The organism is Pedobacter punctiformis, from assembly GCF_027213715.1.
GTDB classification, from domain to species: domain Bacteria; phylum Bacteroidota; class Bacteroidia; order Sphingobacteriales; family Sphingobacteriaceae; genus Pedobacter; species Pedobacter punctiformis.
Window position 1 is genome coordinate 45,431 of record NZ_JAPWGM010000002.1, and the last position, 21,874, is coordinate 67,304.

At 36.6% G+C, this 21,874-nt stretch carries 16 protein-coding genes; 9 read left to right on the forward strand and 7 right to left on the reverse strand.

The window, feature by feature from the left end:
- Positions 1-78 precede the first annotated feature (78 nt).
- Positions 79-504 carry a nuclear transport factor 2 family protein gene (locus tag O0955_RS06020; RefSeq protein WP_269426641.1) on the forward strand — a complete coding sequence of 142 codons (426 nt, stop codon included), beginning with the start codon at positions 79-81 and terminating at the stop codon, positions 502-504.
- Between the two features lie 113 nt (positions 505-617).
- On the opposite strand, the gene O0955_RS06025 is transcribed toward O0955_RS06020, so the two are convergent.
- Both O0955_RS06025 and topA read right to left on the reverse strand, forming a co-directional pair.
- Positions 618-1,022 carry a hypothetical protein gene (locus tag O0955_RS06025; RefSeq protein WP_269426642.1) on the reverse strand — a complete coding sequence of 135 codons (405 nt, stop codon included), beginning with the start codon at positions 1,020-1,022 and terminating at the stop codon, positions 618-620.
- A 75-nt stretch (positions 1,023-1,097) separates the two neighbouring features.
- On the reverse strand, positions 1,098-3,677 hold the full coding sequence (gene topA, locus O0955_RS06030) for a type I DNA topoisomerase (RefSeq protein WP_269426643.1): 2,580 nt from the start codon (positions 3,675-3,677) through the stop codon (positions 1,098-1,100).
- A gap of 194 nt (positions 3,678-3,871) precedes the next feature.
- On the opposite strand from topA, the gene O0955_RS06035 reads away from it, so the two are divergent.
- Positions 3,872-4,384, forward strand: coding sequence for a glutathione peroxidase (locus O0955_RS06035; RefSeq protein WP_269426644.1), 513 nt, complete (start codon positions 3,872-3,874; stop codon positions 4,382-4,384).
- 84 nt (positions 4,385-4,468) lie between these two features.
- Here the strand turns inward: O0955_RS06035 and aqpZ are convergent, their stop codons facing one another.
- A complete protein-coding gene (gene aqpZ, locus O0955_RS06040) occupies positions 4,469-5,176 on the reverse strand; it encodes an aquaporin Z (protein ID WP_269426645.1) in 708 nt (235 codons plus the stop codon).
- Between the two features lie 295 nt (positions 5,177-5,471).
- Entirely contained in the window at positions 5,472-6,563 is a 1,092-nt protein-coding gene (gene mnmA, locus O0955_RS06045) for a tRNA 2-thiouridine(34) synthase MnmA (protein WP_269426646.1), read from the reverse strand.
- 501 nt (positions 6,564-7,064) lie between these two features.
- On the opposite strand from mnmA, the gene O0955_RS06050 reads away from it, so the two are divergent.
- Positions 7,065-9,353 (forward strand): GH92 family glycosyl hydrolase, encoded by a 2,289-nt coding sequence (locus tag O0955_RS06050; protein WP_269426647.1) that lies wholly within the window; start codon positions 7,065-7,067, stop codon positions 9,351-9,353.
- 903 nt (positions 9,354-10,256) lie between these two features.
- On the forward strand, positions 10,257-11,681 hold the full coding sequence (locus O0955_RS06055) for a glycoside hydrolase family 125 protein (protein WP_269426648.1): 1,425 nt from the start codon (positions 10,257-10,259) through the stop codon (positions 11,679-11,681).
- 415 nt (positions 11,682-12,096) lie between these two features.
- On the opposite strand, the gene O0955_RS06060 is transcribed toward O0955_RS06055, so the two are convergent.
- Positions 12,097-12,444 (reverse strand): hypothetical protein, encoded by a 348-nt coding sequence (locus O0955_RS06060; RefSeq protein ID WP_269426649.1) that lies wholly within the window; start codon positions 12,442-12,444, stop codon positions 12,097-12,099.
- An 81-nt stretch (positions 12,445-12,525) separates the two neighbouring features.
- Between O0955_RS06060 and O0955_RS06065 the strand changes: the two genes are divergently transcribed.
- The 4 genes from O0955_RS06065 (at position 12,526) to O0955_RS06080 (ending at position 18,987) form a co-directional block, all read left to right on the forward strand.
- On the forward strand, positions 12,526-12,720 hold the full coding sequence (locus tag O0955_RS06065) for a hypothetical protein (RefSeq protein ID WP_269426650.1): 195 nt from the start codon (positions 12,526-12,528) through the stop codon (positions 12,718-12,720).
- A 348-nt stretch (positions 12,721-13,068) separates the two neighbouring features.
- Positions 13,069-13,926: an ROK family protein gene (locus tag O0955_RS06070; protein ID WP_269426651.1), complete on the forward strand. Its 858-nt coding sequence runs from the start codon at positions 13,069-13,071 to the stop codon at positions 13,924-13,926.
- A 96-nt stretch (positions 13,927-14,022) separates the two neighbouring features.
- On the forward strand, positions 14,023-16,332 hold the full coding sequence (locus O0955_RS06075) for a GH92 family glycosyl hydrolase (RefSeq protein WP_269426652.1): 2,310 nt from the start codon (positions 14,023-14,025) through the stop codon (positions 16,330-16,332).
- Between the two features lie 27 nt (positions 16,333-16,359).
- A complete protein-coding gene (locus O0955_RS06080) occupies positions 16,360-18,987 on the forward strand; it encodes a glycoside hydrolase family 2 protein (RefSeq protein WP_269426653.1) in 2,628 nt (875 codons plus the stop codon).
- Between the two features lie 143 nt (positions 18,988-19,130).
- Here the strand turns inward: O0955_RS06080 and O0955_RS06085 are convergent, their stop codons facing one another.
- A complete protein-coding gene (locus tag O0955_RS06085; protein WP_269426654.1) occupies positions 19,131-20,270 on the reverse strand; it encodes a formylglycine-generating enzyme family protein in 1,140 nt (379 codons plus the stop codon).
- A 200-nt stretch (positions 20,271-20,470) separates the two neighbouring features.
- Between O0955_RS06085 and O0955_RS06090 the strand changes: the two genes are divergently transcribed.
- A complete protein-coding gene (locus O0955_RS06090; RefSeq protein WP_269426655.1) occupies positions 20,471-21,274 on the forward strand; it encodes a hypothetical protein in 804 nt (267 codons plus the stop codon).
- A 192-nt stretch (positions 21,275-21,466) separates the two neighbouring features.
- On the opposite strand, the gene O0955_RS06095 is transcribed toward O0955_RS06090, so the two are convergent.
- Complete coding sequence (locus O0955_RS06095) at positions 21,467-21,769, reverse strand: hypothetical protein (protein ID WP_269426656.1); 303 nt, start codon at positions 21,767-21,769, stop codon at positions 21,467-21,469.
- Positions 21,770-21,874: the final 105 nt, after the last annotated feature.

The following is a 21,874-nucleotide window of genomic DNA, read 5'->3' on the forward strand; positions in this document are numbered from 1 at the left end:
AATTACATTTAAACATTTGATACTTATCATTGATTTAGATATGTTTACGGCAATCTAATCCCAATCTTTAAAAAAAATATGATCAAAAAATTCTTAATCTGTACAGTATTAATGTCTTGTTTCTTAAACTTTTGTTTTGCTCAAAAGGCAGAAGTGGAAGATGCCGTTGCACATTTAACCAAACTTATGGTAAGCCCGGATAGTATGGCACTGGATAAAATAGTCCTGAATAAGCTAAGTTATGGGCACTCTGGAGGGAAAATACAAACTAAACAAGAATTTATACATTCATTACTTTCAGGTGAATCGGATTTTGTAGATATTAATCTGACGGATCAAACTGTGGTCGTACAAAATAAAACGGCTTTGGTTCGTCATACACTGAATGCCAAAACCAATGATAAAAACGTTCCCGGAAATGTAAAACTGTATATCCTTTTAATCTGGTCAAAAGAAAAGTCAGGATGGAAGCTATTGGGCAGACAAGCAGTTAAGGCACTGTAATTAGTTTGGTAGAAAAATAATAATAAGCTTAAAGTCCAAAGAGAAATCAATTTTTTAATGTTCTAAGGTGCCTGATATGATCGGAAAATAAGACGAAGATTCAGAATCTCCACTTATTTGATCATCACGCCCGGTTTATTCACCAATGGAATTTTAATCAGGTTCATATCGATAATGCTTTCAGGCAGAAAGATGAATTTCTTATCGTAAATGGTTGATCCAATATAATAACTTAACCAATATTCGTTAGTCAGACCAAAAACTTCGGTATCAATGGCTTCAACTCCAGAGAAGGAATTAGCCGCCATATCGCCAATAAAATGCCTTAAAACAGAGGTTTTTACAGGTTTACCATCTTTCTCTCCATATCCTTTTGAACTGATTAACACATTTGTAATCGGCTCATTTTTTAAATTGACCAGATAAACTGTCCAGTTTTTTACTTCAGGGGTTTCGCTCATCAACACCACGGCCATGGCAATATCTTCAACTAAATTTTCTGGTAAATCTGCTTTCATAACCATTATTGCTCGTCATGCTGAATTTATTCCAGCATTTTTAGTGCTAAAAAAATCGGCATGACGATTGTATTTTTATTTCTTCTTCGCTACTGCTTTTTTTGCTGCAGGTTTTTTGGCTGTTGTGGCTTTCTTTTTTGGTGCTGCTTTTTTCTTGGTTTCAAAAGCATCCGGAACCTGCTCCACAATCATTTTCTTAACCACATCCAGTTCAATATCAACCAGTTCTTCAGGCGTATATTTTTGTTTGGTGGCTTCGTTGTTTCTAAGTTTCAGCATTAATTTACCGAAGCGGATAAATGGTCCCCAACGGCCGTTTTCGATAGAAATTTTCTCTTCGCTCCAGGTTTTAATATAACGATTGGCCTCTTTTTCTACTTTTTTACCAATTAAAGTATCAATGTCTGCCTGCGAAAGATTGTCGTAATCGTAACCCTTAGCCGGAATATTAATAAATAAATCATTCCATTTTATAAAAGGACCAAAACGACCTTTACCTTTTGTTACCGGTAAACCTTCGTATTGAGCAATGGGCGCATCAGCATCCATTTTTTCTTTGATAATTTCTACAGCTCTGTCGTAAGTTACCGCTAAAGGCTCCTCATTTTTAGGCAAAGAAATGAAGCTTTCTCCCCATTTAACATAGGGACCAAAACGGCCAACACCAATTACAACCTCCTTGCCTTGATAATCTTCCAGCTGGAATGGTAATTTAAAGAGTTCTAAAGCATCTTCCAGTGCAATTGTGCCTACGGATTGATTGCGCATTAAACTGGCGTAACGAGGCTTTTCTTCATCATCTGATTCACCAATCTGAACCAATGGTCCAAATTTACCCACTTTAGTATACACATTTTTGCCTGTGGCTGGGTCTAAACCCAATAAACGTTCACCTGTTGCACGTTCAGCAGTTTCTAAAGTATTTTCAACTTCAAGGTGAAAAGGATTATAAAAAGAATGAAGCATTTTAGTCCATTCCTGTAAACCTTGCGCAATTTCGTCAAACTCTTTTTCTACGTTAGCTGTAAAATTGAAATCGACAATTCCTTTAAAGTGTTCAACCAGGAAATCATTTACCACTTCACCAATATCGGTCGGGAAGAGTTTTGATTTTTCTGCTCCGGTAATTTCGGTTTTAGTTTCTTTTTTTACCTGGCCGTTAGCTAAAACTATAGAAACGAAAGGACGGGATTTACCATCTCTGTCTTCTTTTACCACATAACCACGGTTTTGTACCGTAGAAATGGTTGGCGCATAAGTAGATGGGCGACCAATGCCCAGTTCTTCCAGTTTTTTAACCAGGCTGGCCTCTGTATATCTTGCCGGCGGACGGGAATAACGCTCGGTAGCCTGCATTTCTTTTAAAAATAATTCTTGTCCTTTGGCTAAAGGAGGCAGGATAGAGCCGCCTTCTTTTTCTTCGTTTTCCTCATCATCCGTAGATTCTAAATAAACTTTAAGGAAACCATCGAACTTTAAAACTTCACCTTCGGCAACTAAATATTCTTTTCGGGTTGAAGTGGAGATTTGTGCAGTTGTTTTTTCAAATAAAGCCTCACTCATTTGCGAAGCAATGGAACGTTTCCAGATTAAATCGTATAAACGTTTCTCTGAAATGTCACCATCAACGGTATGTCTGTCAAAATAAGTAGGGCGGATGGCTTCGTGAGCTTCCTGTGCGCCCGCAGATTTGGTTTTATATTTCCTAGGCTGGTGGTATTGATTTCCGTAGGCCGATTTAATTTCAGCTGCTGCTGCTGCCAAAGCCGTATCCGATAAGTTTACCGAGTCTGTTCTCATATAGGTAATCTTACCCGCCTCGTACAGCCGTTGCGCAACCTGCATGGTTCTGGCAACCGAAAAACCCAATTTTCTGGAAGCTTCCTGTTGTAAGGTTGAAGTGGTAAAAGGCGCCGCTGGGTTACGTTTTGCAGGTTTAGTTTCTAAACTGCTGATGTCGAACTTTGCATTAACACAATCCTGTAGAAATTTGTTAGCCTCGGCTTCGCTTTCAAAACGTTGTAGTAATTCGGCTTTAACAATTTCTTTTCCCTTTCCGGTCGAAAATTGTGCGGTAATTTTAAAGGCAGCCGTTGCATTGAAATGGTTAATTTCTCTTTCTCTGTCTACAATTAAACGTACCGCAACAGATTGAACACGACCAGCAGAAAGCGACGGTTTTACTTTTTTCCATAAAACAGGAGAAAGCTCAAAACCCACTAAACGGTCTAAAACACGGCGTGCCTGTTGGGCAAATACTAAATTATAATCAATTCCTCTCGGACTTTCGATTGCTTTTAAAATGGCAGGTTTGGTAATTTCATGAAAAACGATCCTTTTTGTTTTTTCAGTTTTTAAACCTAAAGTTTCAAATAAGTGCCAGGAAATGGCTTCTCCCTCGCGGTCCTCATCGGATGCTAACCAGACCATTTCTGCATCCTTGGCTAATTTCTTCAATTCGGCAACTACATTTTTCTTATCTGCCGGTACTTCATAGGTTTGGGCAAAATTGTTTTTAATGTCAATGCCCATATCGCCTTTAACCAAATCCCGAATGTGGCCATAACTCGATTTTACAAGAAAATCTTTTCCAAGATATCCTTCTATAGTTTTAGCTTTTGCAGGTGATTCGACGATTAGTAAATTTTTGGCCATGAAGTACGTTTTTCTGCAAATAAAGCTATAAATAAAGCGAAAATCAAAACCTGATTAAAAATTAATCAACTTTTTTGCTTTAATAAGGCCAAATGCAACGAAGAAATTGCTTGTTTATACTTTTATTTACAGCCTTATTACAATGGAGCAAACTATTTGTATCTATATTCGTATATATAAAAAAATAAAACAAAATGATAAGCACAATTCTAATCCTGTTAAACTTATTGGTGTCGCCACCAAAAAACGTTTACGATTTTAGCTTTAAAACCATTGATGGTAAAGAAATTAAACTGTCAAAATTTAAAGGCAAAAAAATCCTCATTGTTAACACCGCTTCTAAATGTGGTTTTACCCCGCAGTATGAAGATTTAGAAAAACTGCACAAACTTTACGGAAAAAAAGTAGTGTTAATCGGTTTCCCTGAAGGCGATTTTGGCGGTCAGGAATTTTCGACCAATACCGAAATTAAAGAGTTTTGTACCGGAAAATATAAAGTTTCCTTTTTGCTGGCCGAAAAAAGCAGTGTAATTGGTAAAGACATCAGTCCTTTATTTAAATACCTTACTAATCAAACCGGAACAGAGGAGCAAGGAGATATTAAATGGAACTTCGAGAAATTTTTAATAAATGAAAAAGGGGAGTTGGTGCATCGTTTCCGCTCAAAAACTAAACCTTTGGATGAGGTTATTACCAAAAATTTATAAGGTCTTATAAATTCAGGTCATAAAAAAAGGTAAGCTGTATTTGGACCATTCCAGTACACCTTACCTTTTTTATATTAAACTAAACTAGTTTTTCTCTAGAACTGTTTTCCAAACTATTGCGCTTAAAACAGCACCAATAAGTGGAGCAACTATAAATAACCAAACCTGGCTAATTGCTTGTCCACCAACTAATAAAGCAGGACCAATACTGCGGGCAGGGTTTACAGATACGCCTGTAACCGGAATACCAACAATGTGAATTAACACTAAACTTAATCCAATTGCTAAACCAGCAAAACCACCATTAATATTTTTGGTCGAAGTAGAACCGAAAATAACCAATAAGAAAATAAAGGTAAGTATAACTTCTGCAATGAAACCTGCCTGCAGGCTATAATGCTGAGGAGAAAGCGCATCGAAACCATTTTGACCTAAACCATTTACTGCAACTGAATATTCAGGTTTGCCCGATGCGATAAGCATTAAAATACCCGCACCTGCAATAGCACCTAAAATTTGCGCTACAATATAATAGGCCGCTTCACCAATCTTCATACGCCCGGCAACAACCATGCCTATTGAAATTGCAGGGTTAATGTGGCAACCTGAAATGTGACCAATAGCGTAGGCCATTGCTACAACAGATAAACCAAATGCGAACGAGATTCCAAGTAAGCCTACGCCGGTTGTACCATTTGCGCCTGCTATTACAGCACTGCCGCAACCCATTAAAACTAATACTAATGTGCCAAGAAATTCGGCGCTGAATTTTGATAATTTGCTTGTTTCCATATAATCGATGTTTAAAGTTTAAATTTATGAAATTATACAGGGACAGATTTGAACCAAAAGTAAATAAAAATTAGATATTAGAATCCTTTTTAAAATAAAATATTATTTTAATTTGTAGATGTTGCCAGACAAATTGTTTTATGAAAACCCGCTTTAAATAAGTTTAAACTATGTTTTAAGTTTTCTAATGCATTTTCTAGGGCTTTATGGGAATAGAATAGGGTAAGTTTTACTAAAAAATAAGATCAAAAAAAACCGGCTATTTGCCGGCTTTCTAAATATAATAAAGGCTTGCTTAAATTAAAAAGCCACCGCCTAATAAATCATTTCCTTCGTAAAACACAGCCGATTGTCCTGGTGCAATCGCAGAAACCGAGTGATCGAATACCACACGCATTTTATCTTTTTCCTGCACAATGGTACTTAACATGCCTGCATCTTTATAACGGATTTTGGTTATTACATCGTTCATTGGTTCTTCAATACTTGCATATTTAACCAAATTAACATTTCTAACCATCGCTTCCCGGCGTTCTAATTCATCTGCTCTGCCTAAAACAACGGTATTACTTTCAGGCAAAATCTGTGTTACAAACATGGGCTCGCCAAAAGCTACACCCAATCCTTTACGCTGCCCAATGGTGTAAAATGGATAACCCTTATGCTGGCCAACAACCATACCGTTGCTTAAAATAAAGTTTCCACCAGCAACACGATCTTCAAGATCTTCCACTTTATGTTTCAGAAAAGCCCTGTAATCATTATCCGGTACAAAACAAATCTCGTAACTCTCTGATTTTTTGGCCAGTTCTTCCTGTCCCATATCTAAAGCCATTTGTCTGATTTCAGACTTGGCAAAACTTCCCAAAGGGAATTTGGTGCGGGAAAGATTTTCCTGCGATACACCCCAAAGCACGTAAGACTGATCTTTATTTTCGTCTTTACCTTTAGAAATTACATAACGGCCGCTATCCTGCTGACGTATATTTGCATAATGTCCGGTGGCAATAAATTCACAATCCAGTTTATTGGCACGTTTTAATAAAGCTTCCCATTTAATGTGTGTGTTGCATAAAACACATGGATTTGGCGTACGGCCGGCCAGGTATTCATCAACAAAATTATCAATAACATAATCACCAAATTCATCGCGAATGTCTAATATATAATGAGGGAAACCATAATTTACAGCTAAAGTACGGGCGTCATTAATACTATCTAAACTGCAACAGCCAGTTTCCTTGCTGCTACCGCCAGAACTTGCATAATCCCAGGTTTTCATGGTTAAGCCAATTACCTCATAACCTTGCTCATGTAGCATTACTGCTGCTACCGAACTATCAACCCCGCCACTCATGGCTACCAGAATTCTACCGTGTTTACTCATTTTAAAACTATTGGCTGCAAAAATAAGGTTTATTTAGCTGAAATTATTTAAAGCAAGTCAGTTACTTGTAAAAAGCTAAGAATAAACCATCATCACTATCAAAGTATAAATCATATTGTAGGTCTGGGTAGTACGGGCCGAAACAATTTTAAATTAGAAGTTGTTCTTTTTTGGAAAGCAAGGGCAGTAGCTAATCGGTTAGGACAGTCCTGCTAACGTTGCAAGTCCACTCCCGAAGAAAAATCGGGATGCGGGCTTTTCACTTATATCAGGTTTATTTAAAAAGGTTCGTCAGGTTTAATTTTGGTTGACCAATTAAAATATAAAATCGTTATTTCTAGGGCTTAGGGCTGCGAGCCGAAGCACCCTCATATTTAATGATGAGTTATTCTGGTGAATAAAGTCATTTTTTATATTACTTAAACGTTTTAGTATATCAAAATTCGCAATTTAAAGATTAATTAATACCTTAGGATTCTGAAATTAAAAACTGAATAAATTATGATCAAAAATTTTATTCTGCCTTGTCTTTTGCTATCTACAATAATTGTTTCAGCGCAGCAAAACCTTGTGCAGTATGTAAAACCTATTATCGGTACTGAAAAAATGGGGCATACCTATCCCGGTGCAACTCTTCCATTTGGTTCAGTACAGTTAAGTCCCGAAACAGATACCATTTCGTACGAAATGAATGGAAAGTATAATGGCGATGTATATAAATACTGTGCAGGTTATAAATACGAAGATAAAACCATAACCGGTTTCAGTCATACCCATTTTAGTGGAACTGGTCATTCAGATTTAGGCGATTTTTTAATTATGCCAACACAAGGCAAACTTCAGCTTAATCCGGGTACAGCTTCTAATCCTAAAGGTGGTTATCGGTCTGCATTCTCACATCAAAACGAAGTGGCCGAAGCTGGTTATTACAAAGTAAAACTGGATGATGACAACATCACAGCCGAATTAACAGCCACAACCCGGGTTGGAATGCACCAGTATACTTTTCCAAAATCTGATCAATCGCATATTATTCTGGATTTAATGGCCGGAATTTATAATTATGATGAAAAAACCGTTTGGACTTATGTTCGGGTGGTTAACGATACCTTAATTACAGGTTACCGCCAAACTTATGGCTGGGCCAGAACCAGAACTGTATATTTTGCAATGAGCTTTTCAAAACCTTTTAAAAGTTACGGACAGAAAAACTATGATGCTAAACAAGCTTACAGGGGTTTTTGGGGAAAATTTAACCAAAGCCAAAACTTCCCTGAAGTTGCAGGTAAAAAAGTAAGAATGTTCTTTGATTTCGACACGCAGGAAGGAGAGAAGATTAAAATCAAAATGGCCCTTTCTCCGGTAAGTCAGGAAAATGCCCTGCAAAATATGCGTGCCGAAATTTCAGGCTGGGATTTTGAAAAAGTAAAAGCACAGGCACAATCCACCTGGAATAAAGAACTAAATAAGATTCAGGTAAACACTTCTAACGACAATAAGATTAATTTTTATACCGCACTTTACCACGCTTTTATCAATCCAACCACCTATACCGATGTAAATGGTGAGTATAAAGGTTTGGATCAGGGTGTGCACAAGGCTGATGGTTTTACCAATTATACTACCTTTTCGCTTTGGGACACCTATCGTGCCCTGCATCCATTCTTTAACATCATTCAGCCCGCACGCAACAACGATATGGTTAAATCGATGATGGCACATTATGATCAGAGCAGTTTACACATGTTGCCCATCTGGTCGCACTATGCAAACGATAACTGGTGCATGAGCGGTTACCATAGCGTATCGGTAATTTCTGATGCTGTAATTAAAGGCACTTACAATGGTGATGCCAATAAAGCGCTGGATGCTTGTGTAACTACAGCAAAACACCGCGATTACGAAGGCATTGGTTATTATATGGATTTAGGATATATCCCAGCTGAAAAAAGCGGAGTATCGGTTTCCAATACTTTAGAATATGCCTATGATGACTGGGCGATTGCACAAATGGCTAAAAAGTTAAACCGTATGGATGTTTATGAAGAATTTATCAAACGTTCAGGCAACTGGAAAAATAATTTCGATCAGGCTTCTGGTTTTATGCGTCCTAAACTGGCCGATGGAACCTTTAAAAAAGCTTTTGATCCTAAAGACACCGAAGGACAGGGTTTTATTGAGGGTAACAGCTGGAATTATAGTTTTTTTGTTCCACAAGACCCGGCTTCTTTAATTGAATTAATGGGCGGTAAAAAGAAATTCGCGATGCGTTTAGATACTTTATTTACCATGCATCTGCCGGATGAATTTTTTGCCCATACGGAAGATATTACCCGTGAAGGCATTATTGGCGGCTATGTACACGGTAATGAGCCTGCACACCACATTGCTTATTTATACAACTGGACCGATCAGCCATGGAAAACACAGGCACAGGTTAGGCATATTTTAAACATGCAGTACAAACCTGCAGCCGATGGTTTAGGCGGTAATGATGACTGCGGACAAATGAGCGCCTGGTACATGTTTTCTTCTTTAGGTTTTTATCCGGTTGCACCAGGTTCTGATGTATATGCATTGGGCAGTCCATTAGTTAATAATGCCGTGTTGAATTTAGAAAATGGAAAAACCTTTACTGTTGAAACCGTTAAACAAAGTGATAAAAATGTTTATGTAGAAAAGGTTTTATTAAATGGTAAAGTGCTTGCTACACCGTTTATTAAACATGCAGATTTAATGAACGGCGGTAAGATCACTTTTTACATGTCTTCTAAGCCTAAAAAATCATAAAAACATTTAAACATCCCATTTACAAGCCGGCCGCTGATCACCTGATCAGTGGCTTTTTTTATAGAAAAAATCTTAGACAGGATTATTTTTTTGAATAATTAAGCAAACTATAAAAAGAAGATTAATCAAGTTAAATTTAAGGCCAAATCATTACCCTAATCACAAGTGAATGGGTCTTAATACTACATTTTACAAAGCCAGTATTTGCAATTGGCTTGCTTATCAACTGAGTGGGAAATAAAAAAATACTGATATAAGCTGTTTGTAGGAATTTATTAGACTATAACTCATTGTTTTTTGGCGTTAAAACTGGAGAATTTAGGTTGATATTTCATGATTTTAAAAATATTAGGCACGGCAAACAATTTATCCGTAACGGATTTTATGTTATTCATTATGTTTTTTGATTTTTATCATGCTATTCTGGTTTTCCGTATTGTGAATCTATTGATTATAGTTTAATTTGGATATACAAAATCATTAACTAAACCTTATTATTAACGCTCTCTAATGATCAGCGGTTTACTGCTGATCATTATTATCTGTTCTGGTTTTTTGATTGTAAACAGATTCCACGCCATCTTTATTTTTTATAGAGTTCTTTATAGAAACTATTGAAAAAGAATTCATTTTTAGCTTTGAACTAGTTAAACGATTTACTACTTTCGGTAATATTACCCGGATAAGGGGCGTAGCAAACACTATATTATTTATAGTGCTAACCTGATTATGAAATACCTCAAATAAACGTATTGATAATATCAAAAGAGTTTAAAAAGAGGAACGCGGTGGACAAATTTTCTAAGCAGTGATAAAGAAAAATCATTGCTTATGTAAGCGTAATGCAGGAAATATATGCCTAAGTGGCTATTTAAATTAACCAAATAGAATAATAATACACATATGAAAAGAAGAACATTTATACAAAACACTGGTTTATTAGGCGCTGGTTTAGTGGCTTCTAAATTTTCCTTTGCTGCAGATTTCGGTGCCGATTTTCCAGTAGTGAGGGTTGCAGCTGGTAAAAGACATTTCCAAAGTAAAGCGGTAGATGGAGCCATTAAAACCTTTCAATCTAATGTTAAAAATCCCGAACTAAACTGGTTATTTGAAAATTGCTTTCCTAATACTTTAGATACAACTGTTTATCATTCTGAAAAAAATGGACGGCCTGATACTTACGTAATTACCGGTGATATTGATGCCATGTGGCTGCGTGACAGTTCTGCTCAGGTTTGGCCGTATTTACAATTTGTGAATGAGGATGAGCCTCTTAAAAAGTTAATTGCAGGGGTAATTATTCACCAAACCAAGTGTGTATTAAAAGATCCTTATGCCAATGCTTTTTATGGTGATCCGGCAAAAGTAGGCGAGTGGAAAACTGATGCAACAGATATGAAACCCGGTATACACGAGCGCAAATGGGAAATTGATTCACTTTGTTACCCAATTCGTTTGGCCTACCATTACTGGAAAAAAACCGGTGATAAAACACCTTTCGATACAAACTGGAAAAAAGGAATAGAAGCTACTTTCGAGACTTTTAAACAACAGCAACGTAAAGAAAACAGAGGACCTTATCATTTTGAGCGTGAAACCAATAAACCAACAGATAGCTTGCCAATGTCTGGTTACGGTTTTCCGGTTAATCCTGTTGGCTTAATTTGTTCAGCTTTCCGCCCGAGTGATGATGCCACAATTTTTCCATTCCTTATTCCATCTAATTTCTTTGCGGTAACCAGTTTAAAACAAGCTGCAGAGATGATTAAAGCATTACAAAGCGATAAAGCATTGGAAAGTAATTTGCTTAATCTGGCTAATGAAGTAAATGCTGCTATTCAAAAATATGGTATTATTAATCATCCAAAATACGGTAAAATTTATGCTTTTGAAGTAGATGGTTTTGGCGGTGCCTATATTATGGACGATTCTAATGTGCCGAGTTTGCTAAGTTTACCTTATCTGGGCTCGCTGAGTGCTGATGATCCGATTTACAAAAACACCAGGAAGTTTGCCCTTTCTAAAGATAATCCATACTTTTTTAAGGGTACCGCAGGCGAAGGTATTGGTGGTCCACACTGCGGTCAGGATATGATTTGGCCTATGAGTATTACCATGCGTGGTTTAACTTCAAAGGATGATGCCGAAATTAAGTGGTGTATTGAAACGCTTCAAAAAACTCATGCAGGTAAAGGTTTTATGCACGAATCTTTTCATAAAGATGATCCTGCAAAATTTACCAGATCATGGTTTGCATGGTCTAATACCTTGTTTGGTGAGTTGCTTTGGAAAACTTATCACGAAAAACCAGCTTTATTAAAGGCATAATATCAATAGGTCGTCCTGAGCCTTCGATCCTTTTGCAGGTTCAGGATGACCTATTTACCGTGTTTTCAAGCAGGACTTTCCAATAAAGGGCCAAGCATTCGAAATAGTTAATATTTAATGAATTTTTCCAGTTTTTTGTAAAGCAGCGCCTGGATTCCTTTTTAAAGCTGGTCCTGCTTTTCGCTATATCCCGACGAAAAATCGGGGATGCCGCTTCAATCAGGTTTAAATAACCTCAGATAGGACAAAACATTAAAGCGATCGTTTGTAAAAGCAGCAACTTTGTTTCTAAACCTGATCTGAGAGGATGTTCCGATTCTTCCATCGGGACAGAAATGGGAGCGGGGCTGCTCTAAGTTAAAAACGACTACCTATTCATTTCCTAATTACTGTTAAACCTGTTTTTTTAAATTGCTTATTTTTCTTTTTTTAAGTACGCTGCAATTTGCTTCCCGGTTATTTTGCTCACACCATTTGCAGTATTGTTGATCAATACTTGTTCTGCATTCCCTTCTTCTCTAAACGTACCTTCGTGATTATTAAATCTTAGGTAAGCACCCTCAAATGTACGTTCCTGTTCTTCTTCGTCAGCTTTCATAGAAACAAATAGAAGAGGTGTAAGCTCATTCGTTAATTTAACAAATTTAAGCCACTGGTAACGCTCGTAAATTTCGGCAGTAGCAGGCAAATCTGTTCTTTCTATTTCAATAACACTAATGGTATCGTTTTCTAAGTGATAAAGACTTTTAAATGTAGGTTCCATTTTGCTAAAATTAGAGTTTCAGATAACAGGAAACAAATAAGGATTGTGATTTAAATACATTAAACTCATTACCTTTGATTTATGATAGTGAGTGCAAATTTACCGACTTCTGCTTTACTCGAAGTAAAAGTTAAAGATAAAATCAGTGATGAAAAAGGTACATCAGGAGTGGTGAAAGCCATTCAGATTCAGGAAACTGACGAATACCTTTTATTTCTTTTTGCACTGGCTGACGATAAAATAATTAGCGTTAGAAAGATTAAGAATATTTGTTAATGTAAAGGCAAATTTATTTCGATTTTGTTTAGAGTAAGAAGGCTCTTAATGTAAAAATTGAAGGTGTTGTTTTCGATTAAATGGCTTTAAAAGTAAACACTTTATTTGTAGTTATTAATCTTTAATGATCTCAAAAAATATATTATTTCAGGTTATTAAGCAGGATAAGTGAAGCGTTATGGAATAAATCGCTTAAGAATTTGATGATCTTGCTTAGTCATCAATTATTTTGAAAGAGGATGAACATCGTATATTTGGCAAAAGCCAGATACATCCTTTTTTATTTAGAATTTTAAATTAAAAAATAGGTTTCTTCCTTATAATAAACCTAAAACCAGATATATAAAAATGAGCAACTCTATTGTATTAGGGGTAGATATTGGCGGTTCTCACATTACGGCCGCATTAATTGACCTTGAACAAGGTATTTTACTGGAAGATTCGTGGAAAAGGGAAAGTATAAATTCACTTGATAACGCAGAAACCATTTTGGAAAACTGGAGCAAAGTCATATCCGATTCACTTAAAACGACTGAACTCCCAGTTAAGAAAATTGGTATTGCAATGCCTGGCCCTTTTAATTATAATGAAGGTATTTGTTTGATTGAAGAGCAAGATAAATTTAAATCGTTATATAAAGTCAATATCAAAACTGAGCTGGCGGCACGCTTAAATGTGCAGGCCACCCAAATCCGTTTTATTAATGATGCCGAAGCTTTTGTAAAAGGAGAGGTCTTTGCAGGTTCGGCAAAAGGAGCAAAACGAGTAATGGGTTTAACGCTTGGCACCGGTTTAGGTGCCGGTATTTATGAAGATGGAGAAAGCCATGATTTGTCACTGTGGAATGCACCATTTTTAAATGGCATTTCAGAAGACTACCTTTCTACACGATGGTTTGTCGGTCGTTATCAGCAGCTAACGGGCATACAATTAATGGGCGTAAAGGAATTGGTCGAAATGGTAAAGACTGATCATGCTGCAGTTCGGGTTTTTATGGAATTTGGACATAATATGGCCGGGTTTTTAATGCCGATTATAAAAAAGTACAAATTGGAAATGGTTATTATTGGTGGAAATATCTCGTTGGCTTTTGATCAGTTTTCTCCAGAATTGGTATCGGTACTGGAAGCCAATCAGTTAATGGCTAAAGTTAAAATAACAAAGTTAAATGAACACGCTGCATTAATTGGTGCGGCTTGTTTGTAGGCAAAAACTAAAAAATAAAGGTCTTTAGTTTAAAATTCCAATAAATTAATCATATTTAAAGCTTAATCGCTTCCTGATCAACATTACCTAACACAAATGAACCATATGTTATTAAAAAACAAAATTCTTAAGCAGTTTAGTAAAACGTTAAACGTGTCTCTTGGGGTCGTTTTACTAAGCAGTGTTTTTCATGTTTCTTATGCCCAAAAAAGTACAAAAGAAAGCTTAACCAGATATGTTGATCCAATTATTGGGTCTGCTAAACACGGACACATTTTTGTTGGTGCAAATGTGCCCTACGGAGCAGTTCAATTGGGACCAAATAATATTTTTGAAGGCTGGGACTGGTGCAGCGGATATAATTATAGCAGCAATAACATCACAGGTTTTGCACACACTCATTTAAGTGGTACGGGTATTGGCGATTTAGGTGATATTTCAATTATGCCTGCAACCGGAAAACTGATTATGGAAAAAGGGCAAAAGAATAACCTGGAAAATGGTTATGTTTCTACATTCTCTCATGATAAAGAAACTGCAAAAGCAGGTTATTATAGTGTTTGGTTAGATAAATATGATGTAAAAGCCGAACTTACTGCAACAGAGAGAGTAGGTTTTCATCAGTATACTTTTAAAAAAGGTGCTGAAACACCTCATATTATGCTCGATTTAGCAGATGGCATTGGTTGGGATAAACCGATAGCTACGCAGATTAAACAAATTGATGCACAAACCATTGTGGGTTACAGAAATTCTAAAGGTTGGTCTGATGATCAGCGGTTATATTTTGTAATTAAACTTTCGCAGGCAGTTAAAAATCTTATTGTTTATGATAGTACTGCAGTTAAAAGCGGTAAAGATATTACAGGGAGAAAACTAAAAGCAGCCATTAACTTTGATGCAATTGCCAATAATGTACTTCAAATTAAAGTGGCCCTCTCTCCGGTTAGTATAGAAAATGCTATTCTTAATTTAAAAACCGAATTACCGGGCTGGAATTTTAAAGCAACGGTCCAACAAGCGGATGCCAAATGGGAAAAAGAATTACAGAAAGTTAAGGTTGATGCTTCTGCCTCTTCAAAAAAGGTGTTTTATACCGCACTTTACCATACCATGATTGCGCCTTCGTTATTTAATGATGTAAATAAAGATTACCGTGGTACAGACAAAAAAGTATATAAAAATGCATCATTTAACAATTTAACTACCTTCTCCCTTTGGGATACTTATCGTGCTGCACAGCCTTTATACACCATTCTTCATCAGGATAAAGTTTCCGATGTGGTTAATACCATGCTTGCCATTTACAAACAACAGGGAAAACTTCCGGTTTGGCATTTAATGGGCAGCGAAACCAATACCATGATTGGTTACCATGCGGTACCTGTTATTATTGATGCTTATTTGAAAGGTTACCGTGGTTTTGATGTTAATCTTGCTTACGAAGCGGTGAAACAATCGGCGATGCAAAAAAGCGATGGCATTGATTACATTCAGCAGTTAAAGTTTATTCCGGCCGATAAGGTAAATGAATCGGTTGCAAAAGCCCTTGAATATGCTGTAGATGATTATTGTATTGCACAAATGGCTAAGGCCCTGAACAAAACAGAGGATTATGCTTATTTTACCAAAAGAGCTGAACTGTATAAGCTGTATTTCGATCCACAAACCCAGTTTATGCGTGGTAAATTAGCAAATGGTAACTGGCGTACGCCTTTTAGTCCTTTTGCATCTAAGCACCGTGAAGATGATTATACAGAAGGAAATGCATGGCAGTATATTTGGCTGGTTCCACAGGATGTAGAAGGTTTAGTTAAGCTTTTTGGCAGCGAAAAATCTTTTACCACCAAGCTGGATTCCTTATTTAGTGTACCTTTTCAGTTTGGCGCAGATAGTTCTCCTGATATTTCAGGTTTAATTGGCAATTATGCACAAGGAAACGAGCCCGGTCATCATATCCCATATTTATATTCTTATGTTGGCCAGCCATGGAAAACAGCCGAGCTGATTAGAAAAATTGATAAAGAATTTTATACTTCCAAACCGGATGGTTTATGTGGTAATGAAGATGTAGGGCAAATGTCTGCATGGTACATATTTTCATCAATGGGCTTTTATCCGGTTAATCCGGCTAACGGGGCTTATGTTTTCGGATCTCCTTTATTAAATGGTGCTTCAATAAGTTTGCCGGGTAATAAAAAGTTTAATATTAAGGTAATGGATAACAATGCAGAAAATAAATACATTCAGAAAATAGTACTGAATGGTAAACCTTATACCAAATCTTATATTCTACATAAAAATATTGTTGCAGGTGGCAATTTGCAGATCTATATGGGTAGCAAACCTTCAGCAACATTTGGCGTAAGTGAACAGGACAGACCATCATCAACCTCAAAGAAATAATCAAATCATATAGATAGAATGAACATTATGAAGAGTTTTTATCTGCTTTTAACAGCAGTTTTGATTTCCACATTAACATTACCGGTTACTGCACAACAAAAGTACGAGCTTAATTCGGGCTGGTACTGTGCCAATATTAATGATGTAAAGGCAGGGGGAGAGCAGATCTCTAAACCAGGCTTTGCAACAGATCAGTGGATGAAAGCAACCGTTCCGGGCACAGTGTTAACCACTTTATTAAACAATAAAAAAGTTCCTGACCCATTTTATGGCATGAACAATAAATTGATTAAAGATATATATTATACAGGCAATGCTTATTATACCTATTGGTTTGTAAAATCTTTTAATCAAACGGCTAAAGGTGATGAACAGATTTGGTTGCAGTTTAGAGGGGTAAACTACAAAACAGAAATTTATTTAAACGGAAAAAAGGTAAATGCTAAAATTCATGAAGGGATGCATTTACGTCAGCAATATAACATTACTGCTTTACTGGCTGCAAATGGCGATAACCGTTTAGCGGTATTAGTTTATCCACCGGATGTAGTAGGCGAACCAAACGGCGGACAAGGCGGTGATGGAACAATAGCCAAGGGTTTAACCACCCAATATACAGCTGGTTGGGACTGGATTCAACCAATAAGAGACCGGAATACTGGAATTTGGGATAAAGTAACAATTGAAAAAACAACCTCAGTTAATGTAGAAAATCCACACGTAATTACTTTGGTACCGGGCAAACGTCTTGCAGAGGGTGAGCAAAAACCAGTAATTATCCGTACTTCATCAGAAGTGAGCAATCCATCAGGTAAGGTGGTTAATGGGTTTTTGCAATATAGTTTAAACGGAAAGTTAATTCGTGCAGCAGTGTCTTTAAAGCCAGGCGAAAAGAAAGAAGTTAAATTACCGGATTTAAATTTGGAGCAACCTAAATTATGGTGGCCAAATGGTTATGGTGCTCAACCATTATATAAAATCAATCTTCAATTTGTAAATGCTGCGGGTAAGGTGTTGGATGATGAGCCTTTGCAATTTGGTGTACGTGAAATTACGAACGTGTGGAACGATCATACCAAAAGTATGGAAGCACGTATTAACGGACAAAAGATTTTTATCAAAGGTGGAAACTGGGTAATCTCTGATGCGATGCTTCGTTTTTCAGACGAACGTTACGATGCGGAAGTTCGTTTCCACAGGGACATGAACCTGAATTTAATTCGAATTTGGGGTGGTGCCATTACAGAACGTCCTGAGTTTTATAATGCTTGTGATAAATACGGTTTGCTGGTTTTTCAGGATTTCTGGTTTAGTGGTGATTGTAATGGTAAATGGGTAGATCCTTTGAAAAAAGAAGACCAGTGGACACGCAGACAGTATCCGGATAATCATAATCTGGTATTGGAAGCAGCTGCAGATCAGATCAAATTAATCAGAAACCATCCTTCGCTTGCTTTTTGGTGCGGCGGAAACGAAATTACTCCACCGGATGATATTCTTGATCCTTTAAAAAATAAAATCTTGCCTGAACTGGATGGAACCCGTTATTTCTTTGATTTCTCAAATACCGACAGCATGTCTTTAAACACGTTGGGCGGTAATGGCGATGGTCCGTACACCATTCAGGATACCCGCACTTTCTGGTCGCATAAAACTTATCCTTATAACTCGGAAGTAGGTTCTGTAGGTACTGGTGATTACGTTTCTTTAAAGCGTTTTATTCCGGAGAAAAATCTGATTGCACCCCAAAATGGTAAGCCAGTTGATTCTGTATGGGATTATCATAAATATATTCCGTACGATTATCATATCGATCCTTATGGTAAAGCAAAAAATGCGGAAGATTTTGCAATGAAAGCCCAGTTGGTTAATTATAACCAGTACCGTTCTTTGATGGAAGGTTTTTCGGGGCATATGTGGGACTGGTACACGGGGTCAATTATCTGGAAAACTCAAAATCCATGGACAGCGCTTCGCGGACAGATGTATGATTATTACCTGGATGTGAACGCCTGTTTATATGGCTTAAGAAAGGGGAGTGAACCTTTGCACATTATGATGAATCCTTTGGATAGTATGATTAATGTAGTTAATAACGGCTTTCAGGTAAAACGCAATGTAATGATTCAGGCCAATGTATACGATATGGATGGTAAACAGCAGTTTACCAATCAGTTATTTGCTGAAGTTGGTCCTTCAATGGTTAAAAAAATGTTTCCTGTTGGAGAAGTGTTGAAAAAGCCAATTTATAAAAATGGTGCTTTTGTGCTGTTGAAGTTATTAGGTGCTGACCAAAAGGTATTGAGCGAAAATATGTACTGGATGCCAGGTACGGATGGAGAATATACAGGATTACAGAATATGAAAGAAACTAAGCTTAATGTAATTGCTAAAGAATCCAAAAAGGGAAAAATTGAAGTGACTTTGAGCAATAAAGAAGGTAAGGGCTTAGCTTTCTTTAACCGTATTGCATTAATTAACACTGAAACCGGTGAACGTATTTTACCTTCTTTCTTTAGTGATAATTATGTTTCTGTTTTCCCGGGAGAAAGTAAAACCATCTGGGTTGATTATCCTGAAAAGTTTAACGGAACCAGTAAAAAAGTAGAGGTTTATGGCTGGAATACCGGAACACAACAGGTAAACATTCAGTAAAAATAAGATATATAATTCTTTCATTATGAGCTTGTTGAAGTGATTTTATTTATTTAAAAAGATTCTTCAACAGGCTCTGTATGATAAGCGGTTTGTGTTATAATCGGAAATAAGGAGATTGCTTCCTGCCTCGCAACAACGCTTTATTTATCCTGTACGCAACGGAAACCCAAATGTTCCATGCTGCTATCTTCCGTAGTTTTCATCCTTCTGGCAACACGATAACCTGAGCAATAACTGTCATTACATAAAAAAGAGCCACCTCTTATCACATGTTTACTTGCATAAGGCTCATCAGGATCGTGAGAAATAGCCGGTCCTTTTGGATCTTTTACACCCTCAGGCCGGTTTACCATTTTATAATACTGATTGTCGTAAAAATCAGCACACCATTCCCAAACATTTCCAGCCATATCATATAATCCATAACCATTGGCACTAAATGACTTTACAGGCGAAGTATAGTAAAATTTATCCTGAACAAGATTCTTATATGGGAAATTGCCCTGCCAGTAGTTTGCTTTAACTTTTCCAATATTCACAGATTCATTTCCCCATGGATAGATATTGTTTTTAAGCCCTCCTCGTGCAGCCCATTCCCATTCAGCTTCAGTAGGCAAGCGCTTGCCTGCCCACTTGCAGTAAGCCATTGCATCTTCAAAAGAAATGTGCACTACCGGATAATTTTCTTTTCCTTTTATATTACTTTTTGGTCCATGAGGATGCTTCCAGTCTGCACCTTTTTCCCAGCTCCACCACTGCGAATAATCGTTTAAGGATACAGCCGATTTTAAAGATTTAAAAACCAATGAGGCTGCTACAAGTAAACTATCATCAGGTTTTGGTGTGCCCGGAGGAACTTGTCTTTTCAGTTGTTCCCAGTCTGGTTTACGTTCAGCGGTTGTTTTATAACCTGTGGCATCCACAAATTTTTTAAAGTGGGCATTGGTTACTTCTGTTTGATCCATCCAATAACCTTTTACAATTACTTTATGCTTAGGATATTCATCGGCCGAAGCCTGTTTATTATCACCGCCCATCATCAAGTCACCACCGTTTACCCAAACCATGTTTTCATGATTGGAGTTTGTGGTTTTTATATCATTTGCAGCAGCTAAGGCTGGTTTAAATCTCGAAGGGATATTTGATTCGCAGCAAAGGGCTACTTTTTTATTGAATTCGTGTTTGGCATCGGTAACCGTAGAAGTTCCTTTTTGTTGTTTACAGGAACAAAGGGTAGCGCTTATCCATAGGACATATATCAGGTAATTGATCCTTTTCACGTTTAATTGTTTGATTTAAAATGATTGGTTTGCTGAAAATCCATGTGGCGAACAACAAAGTTTAAAACTACAGTTTTATTGCCAAATTGTACAGTGCTTCATTTATTTAAGTGGCTCGTTTCAGACTAATTTTCTTTATTTTTTTGAACTTGGTATCAATAAAGACTTTAAATTAGCCGAAAATTTAGGTTATTGTATTTATGAAATTAAAGTTGTGCGCAATCCTGTTCTCCGTAGTATTATTGAGTTGTCAGCAAGAAAAAGAAAAAAAAGAGAAAACCTATACGGCAAGAGCATTTGTTGTAAGTGAAAGTTTTAACGAAATTCCTAAGAAGAAAGAAGATGTATTAAGTGTTTTTAAATCTGACTCAACAAATAAACCTGATGGTCAGCAATTCAGTATTAAGTTTAAGGATACCGTTTTGTCAATTCAGGTAAATGCAAAGGATAAAAAAACAGCTGATCATTTTTCGATGGCTCAATTTATCAATACACAGGAAACAGCAGTGCTTGTTCAGCTGGCGGGTAATAAAGTGGTAGCACCTTTTTATATTGTTTCCCTTAAAAATGGAAGCCCGGAAGTAATTAGCCTGAACAGACCATCTAATGGGAAAGAAGATTTAAAATATACCAAAGGCCTTGAAGAACAAAGACGTAGTAGTTATGTTATAAATAACGATTTTTTAATCACTATTGTAAATGGTAAGGTTTATCCGATAAAAAGGCAACGTGAAGATGAACGCATTCAGGGTTCCTACTTTTTGAATTCTCCCGATAAGTCTACACTAGTTTTTTTAACGCCATCTTCACTATATCAGGTAAATTATCTGACTAACGAAGTATTTAATTTACCGGTTTCTTCAAAAATCATAAGTGATTCAATCCGTATTTTTCAGAATATCCAAAGCAATTATAACTGGCATAAAAATGTTAATGGAACTTCTTTCTTAAAAGAAAATGCCGATGATAATAGAATTGTCGACATTAAAGAGTTTAAACACTAATCAAAATATAAAAGCTATCTGTTTTTTACAAAACAAACAGCTCGTTTTTTAAGGCAAACAGAACTAAACCTGTTCTGGATTTAATTTCAAATTTTTGAAAATTCTTTGTCTGTGACACCTTAGACCAGATTATATTAAAAAATCAATAGTCTATATATTTACTTTATGCGCTCTGGTAGGGAATTTAAGACTTTAATTTAGATGCCTTTTGCACTTTATTTTTTTAAACCAGGCCCATATTGCTACCAGTGTTATGGATATTATGACCGCAAATAAAATGTCCCATAGCAGATTGGGTTTTTCAAAAGAAGATACAGTTCCCATTTCGCCAGTATCGATATAAAGTCCACTGCTTTTTTGGTAAAATGTATAAGGAGCGCCCAATTCCATTGATCCGTCGCTGTCAAGATCATTTTTATAGGTAATAAGGGTAATCGCTGCAAAGACAACTGGTGAAACCCAAATGCAGGTAATAAGAAATTGCTTATTCGACATACAATATCAGATTAATAGGAAGACTAATAATAAGAAATTTTGGAATAAATAAATACTTTTGTTTTATTTAGTATTGATATGATCGGTTGGATTGGCATGCTGAGG